The organism is Aeromonas sp. 84A (genome assembly GCF_051919345.1).
In the GTDB taxonomy this organism is placed as follows: domain Bacteria; phylum Pseudomonadota; class Gammaproteobacteria; order Enterobacterales; family Aeromonadaceae; genus Aeromonas; species Aeromonas veronii.
On record NZ_JBQBEW010000001.1, the window covers coordinates 3,577,762 to 3,597,284 of the forward strand.

16 protein-coding genes are annotated in these 19,523 nt (G+C 45.2%); all 16 read right to left on the bottom strand.

The genetic code is table 11. The annotated features are described in order from the left end of the window. Positions 1-420: 420 nt before the first annotated feature. Positions 421-831, bottom strand: a complete 411-nt coding sequence (locus tag ACTG20_RS16150) for an H-NS family histone-like protein (RefSeq protein WP_005344269.1) — start codon at positions 829-831, stop codon at positions 421-423. A gap of 556 nt (positions 832-1,387) precedes the next feature. Then, positions 1,388-3,043 carry a PglL family O-oligosaccharyltransferase gene (locus ACTG20_RS16155; RefSeq protein WP_234915330.1) on the bottom strand — a complete coding sequence of 552 codons (1,656 nt, stop codon included), beginning with the start codon at positions 3,041-3,043 and terminating at the stop codon, positions 1,388-1,390. A gap of 178 nt (positions 3,044-3,221) precedes the next feature. Next, positions 3,222-5,333 carry a YjbH domain-containing protein gene (locus tag ACTG20_RS16160; protein ID WP_194495899.1) on the bottom strand — a complete coding sequence of 704 codons (2,112 nt, stop codon included), beginning with the start codon at positions 5,331-5,333 and terminating at the stop codon, positions 3,222-3,224. Next, positions 5,333-6,079, bottom strand: coding sequence for a capsule biosynthesis GfcC family protein (locus ACTG20_RS16165; protein ID WP_439987804.1), 747 nt, complete (start codon positions 6,077-6,079; stop codon positions 5,333-5,335). The genes ACTG20_RS16160 and ACTG20_RS16165 overlap by 1 nt, the downstream gene beginning before the upstream one ends. Beyond that, on the bottom strand, positions 6,076-6,720 hold the full coding sequence (locus tag ACTG20_RS16170; protein WP_439987805.1) for a YjbF family lipoprotein: 645 nt from the start codon (positions 6,718-6,720) through the stop codon (positions 6,076-6,078). The genes ACTG20_RS16165 and ACTG20_RS16170 overlap by 4 nt, the downstream gene beginning before the upstream one ends. Before the next feature lie 57 nt (positions 6,721-6,777). Then, positions 6,778-7,041 (bottom strand): hypothetical protein, encoded by a 264-nt coding sequence (locus ACTG20_RS16175; RefSeq protein WP_042080343.1) that lies wholly within the window; start codon positions 7,039-7,041, stop codon positions 6,778-6,780. Positions 7,042-7,321: 280 nt separating this feature from the next. Then, complete coding sequence (locus ACTG20_RS16180; protein WP_440008047.1) at positions 7,322-9,496, bottom strand: polysaccharide biosynthesis tyrosine autokinase; 2,175 nt, start codon at positions 9,494-9,496, stop codon at positions 7,322-7,324. Positions 9,497-9,558: 62 nt separating this feature from the next. After that, positions 9,559-9,987, bottom strand: a complete 429-nt coding sequence (locus tag ACTG20_RS16185) for an arsenate reductase/protein-tyrosine-phosphatase family protein (protein WP_042018640.1) — start codon at positions 9,985-9,987, stop codon at positions 9,559-9,561. Positions 9,988-10,220: 233 nt separating this feature from the next. Beyond that, positions 10,221-11,336 carry a polysaccharide export protein gene (locus ACTG20_RS16190; protein ID WP_439987807.1) on the bottom strand — a complete coding sequence of 372 codons (1,116 nt, stop codon included), beginning with the start codon at positions 11,334-11,336 and terminating at the stop codon, positions 10,221-10,223. Positions 11,337-11,657: 321 nt separating this feature from the next. Further along, positions 11,658-12,824, bottom strand: coding sequence for a nucleotide sugar dehydrogenase (locus ACTG20_RS16195; RefSeq protein ID WP_346201129.1), 1,167 nt, complete (start codon positions 12,822-12,824; stop codon positions 11,658-11,660). A gap of 110 nt (positions 12,825-12,934) precedes the next feature. Beyond that, on the bottom strand, positions 12,935-14,113 hold the full coding sequence (locus ACTG20_RS16200; protein ID WP_346201128.1) for a hypothetical protein: 1,179 nt from the start codon (positions 14,111-14,113) through the stop codon (positions 12,935-12,937). A gap of 2 nt (positions 14,114-14,115) precedes the next feature. Next, positions 14,116-15,246, bottom strand: a complete 1,131-nt coding sequence (locus ACTG20_RS16205) for a hypothetical protein (protein ID WP_439987808.1) — start codon at positions 15,244-15,246, stop codon at positions 14,116-14,118. Continuing rightward, entirely contained in the window at positions 15,243-16,328 is a 1,086-nt protein-coding gene (locus ACTG20_RS16210; RefSeq protein WP_439987809.1) for a glycosyltransferase, read from the bottom strand. Before ACTG20_RS16210 ends, ACTG20_RS16205 begins: the two co-directional genes overlap by 4 nt. Positions 16,329-16,336: 8 nt before the next feature. Beyond that, on the bottom strand, positions 16,337-17,749 hold the full coding sequence (locus ACTG20_RS16215) for a lipopolysaccharide biosynthesis protein (RefSeq protein ID WP_439987811.1): 1,413 nt from the start codon (positions 17,747-17,749) through the stop codon (positions 16,337-16,339). Beyond that, positions 17,742-18,716, bottom strand: a complete 975-nt coding sequence (locus ACTG20_RS16220; RefSeq protein ID WP_439987812.1) for a glycosyltransferase — start codon at positions 18,714-18,716, stop codon at positions 17,742-17,744. Before ACTG20_RS16220 ends, ACTG20_RS16215 begins: the two co-directional genes overlap by 8 nt. Beyond that, positions 18,709-19,521, bottom strand: coding sequence for a glycosyltransferase (locus tag ACTG20_RS16225; RefSeq protein WP_439987902.1), 813 nt, complete (start codon positions 19,519-19,521; stop codon positions 18,709-18,711). The genes ACTG20_RS16220 and ACTG20_RS16225 overlap by 8 nt, the downstream gene beginning before the upstream one ends. Positions 19,522-19,523: the final 2 nt, after the last annotated feature.

Sequence of the window (19,523 nt, forward strand, 5' to 3'; positions counted from 1 at the left end):
GTCATGGCAGCGCAGCCAATTACATGCATCGGCGACCCTGAATATCCCGGCCATACTTTGCGACTCTCTCTATCCCTCACGCCCCCTGATCGGAGATAACGGTTACCGGATATTCCATCAGCAGAGAGCTCGGCTCTTGCCAAGCGGCGCCCCGTGAATCATGAGAGACATATCCGAAGCGCATATCTGCACGACGCATACAAAAAGCGATATCACGCAGTTAATCCTGCACGACAAAATTAATCGCAAACAATGAGTGATATTGAGCAAAGTAACAGTGCTGTGAAACGACGGTAAAAAGGATACAAGCGAGGATGTTGATAACAGTTGGATGGAGAGGCGGATTGGATAACCACGAGTGAAAAGGCAAAAAATAATGCCGCCCAAGGGCGGCATTATTCAATCTCTGAACCTGACGAATTAGATCAGGAAATCGTTCAGGTCTTTACCCAGTGCTACTTGAGCAGCAATGGCTTTCGGCATACGGCCTTGACCGGTCCAGGTTTTTTCCTGACCATCTTCTTCGTACTTGTATTTAGCCGGACGCGGAGCACGCTTGCTCTTGGCAGCGCCAGTCGCAGCAGCCGGAGCAGCGGCAGTCGCCAGCAGCTCGCGAGGATCAATACCAGCCTGCTGCAGCATTTCGGTGAATTCATTCAGCTTGCGCTGACGCTCTTCCTGTTCAGCACGCTCCTGTTCAACAGAATCGGCGCGCTCTTGGTAAACCAGATCAAACTTCTCTTTAGCTTCCAGCAGTTGCTCAAACGGCAGCTCACGAATAGCCGCACGCAGACTGCGAATGTTCAGCAGAACTTTCAGAAACTCGTTCATTATTTCCTCACAAAAAAGTCGGTTACAGGGATAACTGTTTCAGAATAGCATGGACAATTCATAACTACATGCAATTTTTACTATCAGGGCATACTTGGAAAGAATATGAAAATAAACTTGCCAACAAACTCACGCTTTCACCCATTAAACCTATCTCGCCTAGACATCTCTTTTGATATCACCACCAAATCGAACATACACATCTGAAACTATTAATATGAGGTTCAGGGTAATTGCCATCAACATTTTTCAGAAAATACAACTAGTGCGTCAAACGATTCCTGAGCAGTACCTGCATAAAAAAATAGAACGATGCCTGCTCGCATCATGAGCAGATTAAGACCATGCGTCATATTACCCAATCGATCGCGACAGAGATTAAAGCCGTTTAAAAACAACAAGTTAAAACCAGTCCAATGAACATAAAAAGGCGCGCGACTAAAGGTGTGTTTCCCCTCTACCTTACCTTTTGCACGGAAACCACAGGTTCATTCCTACAGCTATAACGGGATAGAGACAAGCCGCTATGATTGCCTCATATCCCATTTTCCAGGCCTTAGTTGGCTGCTCCAGTAGGTAACGTATCCACACCACTGACCATTGGTTTAGAGGTTGCCTCAATCAGCAATGGTTCTTTTGGATACCAACGGAGCGCTTCGGCTCTTAAATTACGAGCCTCGTCAGGGCGCCCCAACGCATTCAATGCAACGACCATGTTCGCGTAGATATTTGCTCTGGGTGTATGGCGAACAAAATCTTGCCCCCATGCCAGGTAAGCTTCCAGTTCGGTCTTATTCTGAGTCTGTAAACCCACCATCAATCGTACCGCATTTACATCAAACTCAACCCGCGTCAACCAAGCCATTGGATTAATAATATCCAGCAACAATGATGGCTCCTTATACCCACCCCGTTCGTATTTGGTGACGACCCAGGCAGTATGAAGCGCAGTCAACATGAATGGTACGATAAACAAGGGGATGGAAACCGCCAGAAAGCGTAACAACAACTTATGGGGGTAACGGTATACGGCTATCCCTCTGGCAGCGTCTGCCCCACAGGTTTCATCGATATACCAGACCAACATCAATAAAAAAATCCAGTGAGCAATGGAGTGATAGAGGGGATATTCGACCTGGGTATGAAGTGTAATGGGTACGACTAATGCCAATAAGGCCAATCCATGCGACCAGGATTGACCCGCTACACGCCATATCACAGCGGCCCCCATCACCAAGAGCCCGATGACAGGCAAGATACCGCCTTCAACAGCCCAATAGAGCAACTCATTATGAGGATGATCAAGGTTGTACTCAATCTGTGGCATTGCCGGATTCAATAACTTATCTGCCATATAGTTATGCAGGAATACAGATTCGAAAGAACCATACCCCCATCCGGTAAAGGGATGTTGTGACAGCAGGTGCAATGCATACGACCAATAAATCGTACGATATCCCCCCGACTGATAGACAGAAAGACCCCGCTTGACCCCTTCCACACCATACAGAGATGCGAGTCCAAACAGCACGCCCAATAAGACACATGAAAGAGTCACCTTCAAAGCGTGGTTTCTCTTCAACCAGGGAAGCATCATCAGCAAAGCCAATATTCCACCCAATTGCCCAACTCTGGATTGAAGAACAATCAGCAACACCACTGAACCAACGATCACATAACCCTGAAGTGCCTTCAGCCATCGATGTTGGTTGAGGGTATTTAGCCAAGCAGCCAGAGACAAACCGGTGGCCATAAAACTGGCCATCACATTGGGTTGCTGAAAAATGCCATAGGGACGATTTGCTTTGGTGTCATAGCCAAGCCAATTGCCCGGTGTTAGCAGGTAATACTGCACCAGACCCAAAGTCATTTCGATAGCTATCGCGACCAGCATAAGCGTCAATAGCTGTTGACGCGCCTTCGGTGCAAGACGGAACTGATAGAGCGAGAAGAGAAATAATCCGCCGCCGACAAGACCACCGAGGCGAGGAAGTGCGTAATCACGCAAGGTGGCGTCAGACCACGCCATGGGTAGCAGCATCAATACAATCGCGCCCCCCCAAACTTGCAAGAGCCTGCTGGACACCAATTCGCCTTTCGACGTGATATGCCACAACCCCAGACAGATCATCAAAGAAGCAAATATCCATCCCCATGCGTTGAAAGGAAGATAGAGACCTGCCCCACCCGGGTTATGCATGAAAAAATGCATTCCAAGTCCCAGCCAAAGTATGCTTATCCCCCAGAAGAGAAAAAATACTCGCTTTTCCCGATGGGCTGATAGCACTGATGACCCGGTGGACGGAAATGTAGGCATAAAAAAAGCGCTCTGAAAAAATGGTGTTTCATACAACCATATTCAGAGCGCTTTACTCAAGCTATAGCATTAATTAGTCAGGAAATGACGCGTTGCTACTCAAACTGTAAAGACTGTATTTTCTGGCCAACATCTGGCCCCCATCTCTGGTCAATGGCATCCAGCCAATCGAGCCTTTGCTGGTTGTCGGGCGGAGCAGCATCAAGTCGAAGGGAATCGTCACATAGATACCTTTAGTGAAACTCCCCTCTCCATACTCATCAGCAGACACATCAGTCAGCGTTGCAAACACCCCTGCCACAACGCCGGATGAGAAGCGTTTGGACAGATCCAGTGTCGCCCCGACATCCCCTGCCAGATAACGGCCAATAGAGAGCTGGGCAGTCACATCATCAACATAGGGCAGTTGCCAATAACCGGTCACATGGCCTGTTGCCACATCGTAATCGGCCATCCGCAAGGTATTGTTCCAATCCCGTTGCTTGACCCAGTTCACATCAGCCGCAATCGCCCATGAACGACCAAAAGGACGATACAGCAGTTCGGCACCACCACCGGCGTACATCATCTCCAGATAACCGGCATAAGCCTGACCATACCACTCAGGTGAGAACTGCTCGAAATGGGTCGCTTGCAGGTTGTTAAGCAATACATCGGAGGAGCTGACATATTCCCGGATCCAGGTTCTCACCCTGGGCAAAGCATCCCCGTCCAGGGGTGGATTCTTGTAATTGAACTTGTCGTAGTTATCGGCCAGGTTCACAAATACCGTGCCCCCCAGCCAGTTCTTCTCGGTCACCCGCCAATCACCATTGAAGTTGAGACCAAGCTGATACATGTAGAAAGACTCCGGCCCCCCAACAGACTGGTTCAACACAGGATCCACGCTGTAACTCAGCGCCGAGCTGCGACTTTCATGACGAACTGGTGCCGACGGTGCATTGGCTGCGATGACATCCGACTTATAAGTAGTCTCTTGTCCCAATGGAAGGTCACTGTTTGCCAACCGTACAGAGTCCATGTCCACTACAGTCTCACGGATATCGAGCCCTTTCTTCTGCTCAACGATATGCAGAGAGTGAACCGAAGCGGGCAACGCATTCGCGGCCAATAATGACATTCGATCTTCGGCTTCATCTGGCTTGCGATACTTCAGCTGCTCACCGCTGACAAAAACACGATCGTCCTTGCCATACCAGACCAGATCACGATATCCGGCATTGCTTTTCGTCTGCGCACTGAGTGCAGCCCAATCGACATCATCCAGTTGGGCCGGACTCTTTTCCGGTTGATACTCAGGCCGGGGCTCATCCAGATGGGCCTGCTGCAACTCATTAAAGTTGGTCCGCATAGTAATACCCCACATCAGGGTATTCCCGCGCTGATAGCTGAGATGAGTATCCATATTATCGAAAATACGATACACGGCACCTATGTTGACAGGTGAGCTATGCGGCAAGGCTCCATAGCCGCCTTTGCTGTTACGGGCCGCATACTCGCGGCTGTAATCATTACCGTCATATTCCAGTTTCAGACGCAAAGGGCGCCATGGTGTCTGATACTCGATACCGCCAAATAAGGCCGCCGGGCCGTGGAACAGACTATCGACCTCAAATTTGCCGCCATTGCCCGCATAACCATCATTACGCTGGCACCAACTCTCTTTGTATTCACAGAAGGGGTTCTTGATATTGCCGCTCTCGGCCATATTCCCCCAGCCCATTCCAAGGGTGAAATCAAACGGGCCATAACGTTTACTGGCAACAACGTACTCGCTATCGAACAGGCCAGTCCCCATCAAGTCTCTGAAGCCCAATGATACTTGGGGTAAATAATCAGACTCTTGCCAAAGTCGGAATTTAAAATCCATCGACTTGTCTTTGTAAGTCTGATCCCCGCTGAACTGCTCGTAAGGGCTATACAGGCGAGTTCTGACATCGGTATAACGCAGCGTGGCCTCAAACCAGTCAAAGGGCTGCATGGAGATCGACCAGCGTCGATACTCTTCGTTATCCATGTAGTTGAAACTGAACTCGCCTTCTGCGGCCATTCTGGCGCTGGGCATCTGCAGCAGACCTGCCCCACCGAAATCACTTTGCGATGGGCCATAGGGATCATTCACCCCGGGTGCAGCAACACAAACGGTCGAGACGGCCAGGGCAATATATGAAAGTTTTGGAATCATTAATGAGGCACCCTGTTTGCAATTATCTCGGCGATCCGCTGATTTATTCCGGTAAATGAAGAGGGCAACAGGTCAGGATCAAACCCGACCAGCAGTGCAGCCCCTGCCATGGGTTCACGATGAAGCTTGTTCCAGACGGCAACGGGGACCATCTCGATATCACCGGTTGGCTGGATCAACAGCAGATGAGCCGAGTCGGCCCCCTCCAGCAGCGCATCACGCTTCCAATATTCATCAACACCTGCACCGGGAACCAGAGGCAACGTGGGGAGTGCCTCCATCAGGCCAAACATGGCAACCTGAGGCTGGCGGGCAGCAACAAACAGTCGGTAGCTACCTTCCAGGCGAGGGTTATCCTGCGGGGAGCGCTGGGCATTGTCAGGATCAACTATCACAGGCAAGCGGCCGGTAACGGTGATGCCTTCGAGTTGATGTGCAAGACGAGTAGCAGAAGAGGCACGTTGAGCCTCACCTTCGCTACGCCATATGCTCGCCAGACTCTCCAACTCACGGATCACCGCCGCCTGCTTGAGCTCAAACTCATGTTGACGGGCCGGCGTCGTAATCTGGGCAGAGCGCCAATAGATGGGGGATGGCAGCAGCTTGTTTCTCAGCAAGGCATCAAGGCGTGTCCCTTCACTCAAGGTGATGGGATCTTGAAGATGCCCCTGATAGTAAATGCTGACACTGGTATCCGCGAAGCAAGCTCCGGACAGCAATAAAAGAGATAGGGTCAGTTTTTTCATGACGAGAATGGCTTCAAAATGGTGAGTTCAATGACCGGCAGATCAGGGCCGAGATGTTGCTGGGTTTTTACTACCTGTCCATTAACCGGATCTCGCCAGAAAACGTTGGTCCAGGATTTCCCCCCGGGGAACATTGAAACCGTCTCTTCAAAACGCGTAGCTGAAATTCGGCGCGTCACCAGATCCAGCTCATCCTGTCCGGCACGGACCATCTTCCCTTCAAGACGGTAGCCGCTGAGATAGCGCTGTTCCCACTCTGACAAGGCACTCCAGTTGGCAGATGAAGTAGCAGCCATCGACAGTGGGTCGGCAGAACCACTCTCGCTCATGACCAGGTCATTTTCCATACCGACAGTTTTAATGACCCGACCGTGGCGGGTAATAATCATGACCCGATCGGCTGTCAGCCAAGAGAGTTCATCTCCATTGACATAAGCCAATACCACGAAGATCCGCGGGTTATCACCGATTTTCAGATAAGCGCTTGCATAAGGCAGTTTATTGACATGCTCGGCACTGACGGTCACATCATCAGCCCCCAACACGGCATATTTGATAGTTTCGCTCGTCACAGAAGCAGTATTTGAACAACCGGTGAGAGATAACAAACTAAGAAAAACAAGATTGCGCGATAAAGACATAGAGTGACCACAGTGACATATAAAAAAATAAGGCTGCCAAAGCAGCCCTATATCATATTAACGAGTACTGGTTGTGGTTCCGGTACCACGGCCGGCATCATCGTTGGAGTTGGCATTTGCAATGGCAACACCAGCAACAACCGCAGCACCTACACCAACGGCAACAATGGTGCCAGTCCCGATGGCAGCAGCACTGGCAGCACCAGCACCTGCGGCACCGGCAGAACCGGTGGATGCAGTAGCAGCAGCAGCTTCTTCAGCAGCCATCACACCATGAGAGAATGCCATGGCAGCAGCCAGAATCAGGGCGGTTTTTTTCATTTCATCTTTCCTTGTTTATTGTCTACTTGTGGCTCGGAGAAAATATGGCATGACAACAATGCTATTACCATATATCCCTTTACCAGCGCATTGCCATGTTCACAAAAAGTTAAGTAACTCATTGTAAACATAGATAATTACAAATATAGCATACCATCGGGACGCTATTATTGCACTGAAATACAGGTTGCATTCGAAAACTATTTTATGGTGGTCATAAAAAAGGTGCGCCATGAAGACGCACCCTGCATTCACCTATTGCGGTTATCCAAACAGAATGTCAGGCTTTTTCCTTGCTGCCATAACTGTATTGATAATATCCGTAGTTACCGTAATAACTGCTCGCCTTCTTCTCGACCGCGTTGAGCAAGATCCCCTTGATAGCGACCCCGTTTTGCTCGAAGCGGCGAATGGCCACCTCCACCTCTTTGACCGCAGTCTTGGCGAAGCGGGCAACCAGCAAGGATGCGCCCACATGCTGACCAACAATGGCAGCATCGGTGACCGCCAGGATGGGAGGGGAGTCAACGATGACAAAATCGTAGTGCTCGCTCGCCCAATCCAGCAGCGCTTTGAAACGAGGATGCATTAACAGCTCGGAAGGGTTGGGTGGCACAGCCCCACGACAGACAAAATCAAGGCCATCAAACCCGGTCTGACTCACAACGTGTGCCAGCTCTGTTTGACCCGCCAGATAGGCACTCAGGCCAGCGCCCATCTCCTGCCCCATAACCTTCTGCATATAGCCTTTGCGCAAGTCGGCATCGATAACCAGCACCTTCTTGCCGCCCAGAGCCAACGTGGCAGCGAAGTTGGTCGACACGAAGGTTTTGCCAAGACCCGGGCCGGGGCCCGAGATCATCACTATGTTGTTTTTGGCTTCCATCATGGCGAAATGGAGGCTGGTTCGCAGACTACGCAGTGACTCCATCGCCAGATCGGCCGGATTTCGCGCAGCCAGCAAGGCCTCGTTGAGAGGCATTGCCTGCCGCCGCTTCTTCTGCTGTTGCTCGATGGTGGCCTGCTCAGAGGAGTAGGGGATGGTGGCATAGACCGACAGCCCCATCTCTTCCAACTGTTCCGGGCTTTCCACACCACGGTGGAAGGCAGCGCGCACCAGGATCAACCCCACTGACAGCATGCCACCCAGCAGTGTCGCCAGTACCACGATCAGCGGTTTCTTAGGCTTGACGGCACGGGTTTCAACGGCGGCATCATCGATGATCCGCACATTGCCGATAGTGCCCGCCTTCATGATATTGAGCTCCTGCTGCTTGTTGAGCAGCTGGACGAAGATCTCCTGACCGACCTGTACATCACGGGTCAGACGCAAAATCTCCTGCTGGGTTTTTGGCAGACGCTTGATCGACTTGTTGATCGCATTTTTGGTATTCATCAAGGTCTGGCGCTTTTCCATCAGGGCGATGTAAGCGGGGTGCTGGCGGGTATAGCGTTGCTGCAACTCTGCTTCCCGGAAGGTCAGCTCATTGAGCTGCTTCTCGAGGCCCACCATGGTATCCAGTGCGGCTTTCGCTTCCAGCGACAGATCGACCGACTCATTCTGCTGGCGATAAACATTTAACTGCTCTTCAGAACGATTCAGCTCCTCTTTAACCTGAGGCAAATGTGTCTGCAAGAAATCCAGGCTCTTCTGGGCCTCTTCGGTCTTGCGTACCACATTCTGCTGCAGATAGTTCTGGCTGATGTTGTCGAGCACAGCACGAATGCGGCCCTTGTCATCCCCTTCCAGCGCCAGCGAGATGATCCCGGTATTTTTGCCCTTTTCACTGACCTGAAGATCGCGCTGCAACTCGGCAATCACATCCAGAGCCGGTTGCTTGACCAGCGTGAAGACCTGCCCCTCAGCGGCTGCCACATCAGACAACAGCAGGGTGACATCCTCTTTCTCAAGCAACTTGCCTACCTGACCTTCCAGCACCCGCCCCTCAACCTCAAGGGTAAAGTGTTTGTCTGCGTCGACCGTCAGCGTCAGCGGCGTCCCCAGCAATTCAGGCGCCACCTCAAAGCGGCTTACCGCCATCTTGGGATAGGGATGCCCCATCAGCCGTGACAGACCACGGCCAACCAGCGGGAAGAAATTAGGAGTCACTACGGTATCGAGGTGAAGCTCTTGTACCGTACGGCCAAGCACCATACGAGAAGTCAGCAGCTCAATTTCGGCGGCCGCATCGGGCTGTTCACCGCCCAATACATCAGCCATATCCCCGAGCAGCGCAGCACCACTGGCTTTTTTCTCCACCTGCAGCAAGGCGTTTGCCTTGAAGACCGGGGTCGCCAACAGAGCGTATGCAGCGCCAAGAACCATAAACAGAGCGGTGATCGTCACAATCCACCAACGGCCATCGATCAGGTAACCCAGCAGGCGCCCCAGATCGATCTCGTCATTCTCCACCGCGGCACTGCTCTGCCGGGACGAAACAGAAGAAGTCGTCATTAAACACAATCCATTTTTATTGTCAGATACAACCCAAACACCACCAGACGCTGCGGATGTCGTTACAGTTTTTTCGCCCACCCATCGGCGCTACGCACCAACAGCTGGTAAACATGTTCGTAAGCTTCCCGACTCAGACGATAGGGATCGGGCACTTCACTCTCCCCCTGCCAGTGGCCAAACAGCATGGTTTTGCCACGAGCCCCCGGGTCGATAGCCGTGACGGCAGAGATATGCCCTTTCTCCATCACCAGGATCAGATCGGCATCCTGACAGAGCTCGCGGGTCAGTTGGCGCGCCGAGTGTCCCTCAAGGGAAAGCCCATGCTGCTGTGCCACCTCGCTCGCGACCTTGTCGGCCGGCTTGTCAACCAGGGCACTGACCCCGGCAGAACTGACCTGACGGCCGGGCAAACGCTCACGAAGCAGTCGTTCACCGGTTGGGGAGCGGCAAATATTGCCCACACACACCACAAGAATTTTTTCAAACATATCGCTGTCGCTCTTTAAAAATAAAATCTGCAGCCACCGCCCCTCACTACGTGCATCTTCCTAAAGGAAGGCGGATAGAGGGCATACTGCCCTATCCTCCCCGTTTGTCACCGTATCAAGGCAACAAACAACCGGAAATAAGGGAGGCATCAGCCCCCCCCCTCAATGCCGTCTCCCTGAAGGAGTGCGGCTACACGTCAATCCAGCGGGAGAGGTTAAGCAACATCACGGTCTTACCAGTTGCGAACCCGCAGCATGCCTTCGGTCAGCTCATTAAAGCCGTTGATGGAGGGCACCAGCTGACTCAACACGCGATTCCAGCGCGTCACCGGCGCCGTGGTGACATAGACCACGTCGTAAGGTTGCAATGCAAACTCGGTCCCCATCACCAGCGCGGTGGCATCACTCAGGTCGAGCTGATAAATGGCGGCTTTCTCTTGGGCTTTCGCGGCGGGGCGCAATACGAAAATGCCGGTCGCATTGGCGGCATTCTGGTTAAGGCCCTCGGCACTGCTCAGTGCTTCGGTCAGGCTCATCCCCTCACGACCAATGGTCAGGGTCGATGCCTTGTTAACCTCACCCATCACAAAAACTTTCTGGGCATCGTTGCGCGGCACATAGAGCATGTCGCCGTCACGCATCAACTGATTGTGAGAGAGATCCCCATACTGCAGCAAATCCTGCATGGAGAGCGGGAACTCCTTGCCCTGGCGGGTCAACACCACATGGTGCCAATCTGCGGTCGGGGTCAGCCCGCCAGCCAGATTGAAGGCATCGAGCAGGGTCATCGGCACATTGGTGATAGGCTGGGCGCCCGGCTTGGTCACCTCACCGGAGATATAAACCTTCTGGGAGCGGAACGCCGCAATGCTCACATCCACCTGCGGGCTCTCGATAAACTGGGCCAGGCGCTTGGCGATATCGGTACGGATCTCCGCCACAGTTTTACCCACCACGGCCACCTTGCCGATATAGGGGTAGAAGATGGTGCCATCGGCATGCACCCAGTTGCCCGCTTCGCTGGCACTGCGGTAAGAACCGGCCGGAATGGTCAACTCGGGGTGATCCCACACGGTGACATTGAGGATGTCGCCCACACCAATCCGGTACTCGTAACGGCTGATCTCGCTATTGAGCTCGGGGTTGGCCTTGCCCACCACCGGCGCCTTGCGCAGTTGGCTGATCAACGCGGGGGTAACCGGATAGACATCTGCCAGCTGATCAACATCAACGGAACCTGTAGCCACCTCGGTTTTGCCACTGGTGGAAAGATTGGTACCGGGCACCACAGTGCATGCACTGAGCAGGGCCACGGCCGACAACAGAGGAATGAACTGAATCCTTTTCACTACCACACCTTATTAAGCTTGCCATCAAGAACTGAACGGAAAAATCGCCGTATGATAGCGGAAAACACGGAGAATTCTGAGATAAATTTACGGATAAAATCACAGCAACAATGGAACCGCTCAATATGAGCAGAACACTAACAACTCAATGGATATATACCCATCTTCAAGCACACTATCTTTAGTGCTGATATTAAAATCAGCCCTGATTTGCCAACAGATTGAATCAGATATGTGATTGAATCGTACCAACGTGATATTTAACGGCTTATTTACAATATAATGCGGTTCCCCCTGCTTGAGGGAACCGCTGTCGACATATTAGTCACTACCAAACAGATCGCGGGTATATACCTTGTCTGTTACATCGCTCAGCTCTTCAACCATACGGTTGGCCAATATCACATCACAACTCTCTTTGAATTGCGCCAGATCGGTCATGACTTTAGAGCGGAAAAACTCGGGCTCGTTCAAGGTGGGCTCATAAATAACCACTTCAATCCCTTTCGCCTTGATCCGCTTCATGACCCCTTGAATGGCAGAAGCACGGAAGTTATCGGACCCCGCCTTCATCACCAGTCGATAGACACCCACTCGTTTTGGATTCTTGCGGATCACCGAGTCGGCGACAAAATCCTTGCGCGTGGTATTAGAATCAACAATCGCCCGGATCAGGTTATTCGGTACCTTGTTGTAGTTGGCCAGCAGCTGCTTGGTATCTTTCGGCAAGCAGTAACCGCCATAACCAAATGAGGGATTGTTATAATGGCTGCCAATACGCGAGTCCAGACAAATACCATCGATAACCTGACGACTATCGAGGCCATGGTGCTGGGCATAGGTATCGAGCTCATTAAAAAAGGCAACCCGCATCGCCAGATAGGTATTGGCAAACAGCTTGATCGCCTCGGCCTCGGTGCTGTCGGTAAACAGCACAGGCACATCTTTCTTGATCGCCCCTTCCAATAGCAAATTGGCGAACACGTGAGCCCGCTCGGAACGTTCACCCACTACAATACGAGATGGATGCAGGTTGTCGTAAAGGGCGCGCCCTTCACGTAAAAACTCCGGCGAGAAAATAAGATTGTCACACCCCAACTCTTCACGCAGCCGAGCGGTAAAGCCAACCGGAATGGTGGATTTGATCACCATCACCGCATCGGGATTAATCGCCATCACATCCTTCACCACAGACTCCACCGTGCTGGTATTGAAGTAGTTGGTTTCAGGATCGTAATCGGTAGGCGTCGCAATAATAACGAAGTCTGCCCCTTGATAAGCCTCTTCTTTATTAAGGGTGGCACGCAGATTCAGATCTTGGCTGGCCAGATAGCTTTCAATCTCTTTATCGACGATAGGGGAACGGCGCTGATTGATCAGCTCAACCTTGCTGGCAATCACATCGACGGCCACCACTTCATGGTGTTGCGCCAGTAAAACAGCATTTGATAAACCGACATATCCCGTGCCAGCTATAGCAATTTTCACAATAAACCCCACGTATTACCATAAGTAGAAATTGGTAAAAAACATTATGAGACACTACAAAGTCACACGATTAAAATGAAACTATTGTACATAACTTTTAAATACCCCTGTCATACTTCTCTTAAAGCCAATCTTCTTGCACAATAAACATGCAATACAATAACGAATGACATAAGATACATAAATATATTATCAAATAAGTAATTCGTACAAGCTAAAAAAAGAACCATTGGGAACGTTAACCCTACTAAATTGATATAGAATGAGACAAGCAATACTATTGTAACAAAAAAGAACACCCCATTATCGAATAACATTTGCAAATATGCGTTGTGCAAAACCCTACCAAAAAGAGCTACTGAATTACCAGACCCATAACCTGCCAAAAAATAAGTGTAATCATGACTAAAAATATCAAATATAGATATTTGTGCCTTTATTCTCATTAATAGTGAGTTTATTTTAAATGAAACCATATTTGTTTCATAATCTGGTAGCAGCTGAATATCTAAAGTATGATATGTTATAAATAAAATTGTTGGATAGAAAAAAGCAAGAATCAGGTAAGTATAATTTAATTTAGTATGGCAACACCTAAGGTAATTAATATTTCCATTCTTTACTTTCAGATATAACATCAACATACACATTGATGTCACCGCCGTAAATGACTGAGATAAAAAAATCATAAAAACCACAAAGCTCGTAACAAATAGATAGCTTCGTGCCTTTAGATCTTTTTCGAAGAATAAAAACCATAAAATTACGACGCACACTAGAGCAAAATAATTTGCATCATAAAAATAACCACTAAATCGTGGAACTCCATATAACCCACTTGCGGAACCGATAAGGAAAAAATAAAAAAAACCAAAAATTAATGAAGATGTAATAAATGATACAGCTAAATCCCTAACATTAAATCTGCAACGTTCTAGATTTAGATTAAAAATAAATGGAAAAAAAACAAGAATAACTTTAAGCCACTTTCCGAGCGCTTGCCACATTGTGGCATTATTCATACTAGACAGTAAAGTGAGCACCATAATTAAAATTGCAAAGAGATAAAAAAATATTATTTTCCTTTCATTTAAAACCAACCGCCCTGAAAGGAACAAAATAATGAAAGACAAAAAAATAAGCACAACATTAATATTTAGCGATCCCAGTACTGTCATACTAGAGAGAAAAGAGCTAGTTAAGGCTGATAAGCCGATATCATTTTTAAAAACAAATACCATCATAAATAAAAATGATAAAATACCAAAAGAAACTATTAAATAGTCCATTTTTAATCTACGCTAATTATATGTATGATTTTATCCAAAAGCATTGAGGCTTTATATTTAGAGATATCAAAAAATGAATCAGAATAAAATTCGTGCGGCATCAACACATTCTTTTGGTCTTCAACACTTATATAATCAATTCGATATTTACAAGATATGCTTTTATTGGTTGTAAATACTCGCTTTCCTGTCGCAATTGACTGGTATATTTTGGCAGGACTTACTGTCTCCATAAAGCGAGTGTTTTTATATGGCAGTATAATAAATTCACCTGAAGCTATCAATGTAACAAGATGATTCATATCTGCTGTTGCTTGAGTGTAATGTATATTTTTATGCTCATATTTTAACCTTTGATTGGTTATCATAAGAATTCTGAGTTCATCATCAGCTAGAGAATAAATAATCTCATCATCAATATTCTCATGAATGCTACCGAAATAGACAAAATCATACTTAAATTGACTATTTGTATTTACGGTTGCGGAATAAAAAACGTCAGGAACAGGAGGTGGAACAATAAAAAAACGGCACCCGCGTTCCACTTCGTTAAGTATACTTAAAGTATCGTAGTCAGATATATTAACAATTTTTCCAGTATAGTTAGCATCGGCAGCTAATCTAGAAATAACGATTTCATTATCACAAAATACAAAGTCAGCTTTTTTTGATAGCTCTATTTCATATTTTCTATGCCTACCATGATAAGATTGTTGGAGTGAGTCATGAACACAATAATAAATTAACTTTCTGTATTTCTCAAAATGATACTTAAGTGACATTGATGGAGTAAATGTTATAGCAGATCGCTCACTTAGCCCACCCTCAACTTGATAAGTTACATAAAATGAATTTAATAAATCCATTGCCATGTTTAAAGATGGAAAATTATTTATCTTAATAACATTTGGCAAATCATTTCTCAGAGATACCACGCAGTTATTATTCACCTTACGCTCTGCTGCCCTCCGATATGAAAACCATCTTTTGAAAATTTTAATAGATGGCATATTCATATAGAATCTATGGTAAAACTTGGCATTCAAGCCCCTACTGCTCAATTCATTGAAAAGCATTTGATTAACATGTTGATAACCAGAATAATCTATGTCACTATAAATATCAAAACTCATGAACACTTCCCTTCATTTATTTTTTCAATAAGTGCTAACCATAAATCATCGACATAACTCATTTCGGTTTCTTTTGCTTTTATTAGTGCAGCCAGTGAGAACATACTGTATGTTGTTTCATTATCAGTAATTCTCTTGATTGCTGAGATGAATGAACTATTATCACCATATTTTACTGCATACCCATTTACACCATCATCAACTATCCATCTAAATGAGGGGTATGTGTCAAAACCAACTATTGGTAACCCTTGTGAGCGAGCTTCAATCAAGGTCTGGCCAAAACCTTCAAATGTTGAAGTTATAAGGAACACAGCATACTCAGAAAGTATTTTCTTAACGTCAGTAGCAGCACCTAAGTATCTAATACGCGTTGAGTTTTTTATTCGTTCCTTCAGCTGTAATACTTCACTTATTTCACCATCTCCATATATATCTAACGAGTAATTATCACCCAATTCTTCAACTATAGATATCATAGTGGAAAAATTTTTCTGCTTTTCTTCTATTCTTGCTATAGTAACCAGTTTTTTCCTTTCAGTTACTATGTTATCAGTTTTCTTTCTACAGATAGTATCTAGACGGCATCCTCTCGGGATGACATTTATCTGTTCAGATATATCATGATACAAGTCTATAAGATTGTTCTTATCACTCTCTGTGTACACAGTATATGCATATATTCTACGTTTAAATAATAGCATCCCGAGCCTTGCTGCTGGTGATGCAAAGACCCTGTCAAAACTGTTTGTTTGTACAACAATTGCTTTTATTTTTCTAAACAGAAATGGAACAGATAATAGTGCAGCAGGTGAGTATACTATTATCACATCAGGTCTAACTTTCATGAGATATAGAAAAAGATTAATCTTTCTTGCTATCTTCGAAAAGAACTTAACAGGACCATCATTTAACAAAAATCTCTTGTTCTCGTATTCATCACTACTATGAGCTTCACCATAAACGTCGCTATAAACCTCAATAAAATCATGCTTTTTAAATATTCGGTGAAACTGTCTTATTAAGACCTCAACGCCACCAACTCCAGTAGATTTGTACCCGTGATAAGATAATATTTTCAAAATTAACCTCACAACCTTTTACGATAATACATTACTCTGCTTCTAAATAAAGTCATAAATACAATAAAGTACGCAGAAGCCCCTAGGATTACAACCCCAAAAAGCTCAATCATTGAATGTAATACCGGATAATAGGTTTTTATTACAACGATCCCCACCCCCATAAAGAGTGATGAAATTATCGATGGAAAAATCGTGCCAAAGAGCTGCTTAAAATTAGACTTTAGTATATCCAGCAAAAAATAAAATACAAAAACAAAATTAATGACATTAGCAATGAAATAACACATAACAAAAGTGGAAACCGAAAAATTTGCACCAATCAGAAACGATGTCAAAAACAATAAAGCCCCAACAATTCCCATTTGACGCATTTTTCTTGCATACCCTAATGCCATAAAAGCAACACCTGTTGTTGTTACAACAGACTGCAAATAGCCGATGGGGGCAAGCCATGTTAACAACGGCGATACAGCCATCCAAGACTCACCAAAAAAATAATAAACGACTTCATCTTTTAAAATAAACAACCCCATCATCATGGGTGCAGTTATTGCAGAGATAATAAATACAACATCAAAAAACAATCTTTGACATTCATTAATATCACCTTGACTTCTGCTCATTTTAGGAAACAATGTCCTCGTAAATATCACAGAAAGACTTTGTAACGGGAAAAGCATTAACCTATATGCAAGGCTATATTCACCCAATGTTGTTGGTGAAAAGCACTTCCCAACGATTAAATTATCAAAATTTCTGGATATATAATTTACAATATTAAACGCAGTAACATTACCAGTAAATGAAACGACCTCTTTAAAATGAGAATATGAAAAACTAATGGATGGTTTCCATGGGCTAATAAATATTAATAGAATTGATGAGATCAGTGATATAGAAACCACTTGAGCGACAAGGCTATACACACCCACATTGTTTACTGCAAGTATTAAAGCAATAAAAAAACTACTTACATATGAAAAAACTTCTATCTTTGCTACTAACTCGAATTTTGACTCTCTTTCTAGCAGAGCTTGCTGTACACAGGTAATGCTAGCAATTGGAAAACTTAACGCTAGGGCAATAAGGACATAGATAATCTCTTTTACTTCATAAACATAAGAAATTATAGGTGAAAGCAATGACACGAAAATAAAGCACCCAATACCAACACTTAAGCTAACTACAAAGAGAGTATTATTTAGCTCTTCATTGATATTCTTTTTCTGAATGATCGCAGAGGATATTCCTATATCCCTGATTACAAGAGCAAAGTTCGTTATTGCTGTTGCAATAGCCATAATACCATATTCATTGACTGATATATATTTAGTCAAGATAAGCAAGCTAGCAACTTGAGTAATAACTTTTATAGATTGCGACAACCCGACCCATTTTATCGAAGATAATTCAATCATATTTATTTCGCATACGTCTCTTTATGGTCAACATCTCAGGAAAGAATGATATCAATGTTATTTTGATCCTTTTGAGATGACATGGCAATCTAAATGAATCGCGAATAAAACGCATTCTAAGAGAAAAAGGAATAAATAATGGATATATCAGTGATGCTGTATTAACAGCTCCTCCCAGCAAATCCTGAATATAATAGGAGAATTCTTTCTTCCCACCAGATATAGCATCAGCATTTAATTCTTTCAGCAATTCAAGATAGCATGTCATATAGCCATTCATATGTTCAATCGTCTTATCTTTTGTCATTATCGAACCAGGCCTTAATCTCCTAATAAAGAAAGCCTCTTTTACACTAAAGACACGCTGTGCTTCCTTAATTAAGGCTAAAGTTGTAAACAAATTATCCTCATGGAGAGTATCTGGTAAAAAACGTAAATTCTCATATACTTCCCTACGAGCAATATAACAGCATGGTGATACTATATACTTCCTCTCGGTTATTGAACGTTTAAAGAACTCTAAGCCTGTAACAACGTCTCTAGTCACAGGTCTTTCGTACAGGAAATCCCCTTTAACACTATTTTGACTTACCTGATATAATACTGTAGCCTCAAAAAATAACATATCTAGATTTTTTTTACTCATTAGACTAACACAAGATTCTAACGCTGTTGGATCAAGCAAGTCATCACTATCAAAAAAATATATGTATTCCCCAGATGATGCATCTATTCCTACATTCCTTGCAATTGAAACACCACTATTTTCTTGGTTTATTAACTTTACAGATTTAAAGCTAGACATATACCTGTTTATAATATCAGCGCTATTATCTGTAGATCCATCGTTAACAAATATAACTTCATAGTTTTTATATGATTGATTTAATATGCTTGCAATCGTTTCTTCAAGAAAATTTTCAACATTATATACAGGAACAATAATACTAACTAAAAAATCATGCATAAGTGCGACCGCCTCGAAGGTAATCATATATTTTGCCAACAAAATATGGCGGCAGCAGCCTAGCTATACTACGCACAAAGCACACTTTAAATGCATTAAATGCTGGTTGATTCAAATACTTAATTTTATGCCGCATTAATAAAAATTCACTTCTGACATACCTTAAACCAAGGCGCCTCTTAACCATATCTTGACCAACTCGAGCTTTCACTAAAGAAATGTCAAGATTTTCACAAATATAGTCTTTTGCTATTAGCCTTATCCATAGGTTATAATCCTCCATGAAATGATGGTCCCTATAACCGCCTACAGCTTCAATTATGTCACGTTTAAACATTACGCTCATATGATTAAATGGATTTCTGTACAACGCAACTTTCTTGATTGTGTAAAAGTCTAATGGAACTTTTTTAGATGCTGTAGTTTCACCATCAAACTCTGTCACATATCCCCCAAGAAGCGATAAGTTCTTATTCTCAAAAAATCTATCTAACTGTATTTTAAACCTATATTTTTCACATATATCATCTGTATCCATTCTAGCAATTAGATTATGTTTACAGTGCTGAATACCAATATTAAGTGCCTTGCCAAGCCCCACATTCTCAGCCAATCTAACAACATTAATTGGTAGTTTTTCTTGCCATTTCTTAATGACTAGCTCCAAACATTCCCCAACAGGACCATCAAACACAATAACTATATCATCAGGAGTTACCGTTTGTTCATATAAGCTGTTAAGGCAAAGTTCTAAATACTCTGCCTTCTCCTTAAAATAAAGAGACATTAACACTGAGAATTTCATTT